This window comes from Xenorhabdus sp. KJ12.1 (assembly GCF_963876495.1).
Classification (GTDB): domain Bacteria; phylum Pseudomonadota; class Gammaproteobacteria; order Enterobacterales; family Enterobacteriaceae; genus Xenorhabdus; species Xenorhabdus stockiae.
Genome location: NZ_CAWNQH010000022.1, coordinates 1 through 597, shown reverse-complemented (window position 1 = coordinate 597; position 597 = coordinate 1). Strand labels below are relative to the sequence as shown.

The 597-nt window shown below is 56.4% G+C and carries 1 protein-coding gene and 1 pseudogene; both read left to right on the top strand.

Annotation, left to right across the window (positions count from 1 at the left end):
- Positions 1 to 127 (top strand): annotated as a pseudogene (locus AACS92_RS03025) (tail assembly protein); the annotation flags it as partial.
- 17 nt (positions 128 to 144) lie between these two features.
- The coding region (gpJ, locus tag AACS92_RS03020) for a TipJ family phage tail tip protein (protein ID WP_445286132.1) at positions 145 to 597 on the top strand (453 nt) is incomplete at its 3' end.

Below are 597 nucleotides of genomic sequence, written 5' to 3'. Positions count from 1 at the left end.
CTCCTATGCGTTCGGGGGACCGGTGAATACGATTGCGCAGGGCAATCCCGTACCGATTGGCTACGGCAGACGCCGCATTGGTGGCGCTATTATTTCAGCGGGTATCTATGCGGAAGACCAACAATAATGCGCTGAGGATGAAGTATGGAAAAGCAACCCATTCAGGGGAATAAAGGCGGACGCCAGCAGCCGCGCACGCCGGTGGAAGCGCCGGACTCGCTGCAATCGACTTCCTATACCAAGATCCTCCTTGCCCTCGGTGAAGGTGAATTTGCTGGCGAGCTGGATGGTCGGCGTATCTTTCTGGATAACACGCCGCTTATCGGTGCCGATGGCTCGCCTAATTTTGAAGGCGTCAAATGGGAATTTCGTCCCGGTACGCCCCATCAGGCGTATATCCCCGGTATGCCGGCGATTGAAAATGCCCGAACGGTGAGTGCTGAACTGGTCAGCTCGTGGGTCACGACGGTCACCAATACCCAACTGTCAGCGGTTCGCCTGCGGTTATCGTGGCCCCAGTTGCAGCAGCAAAAAGAGAACGGAGACACGGTGGGTTATCGCATTGACTATGCCATTGACCTTGCCACTGATGGCGGC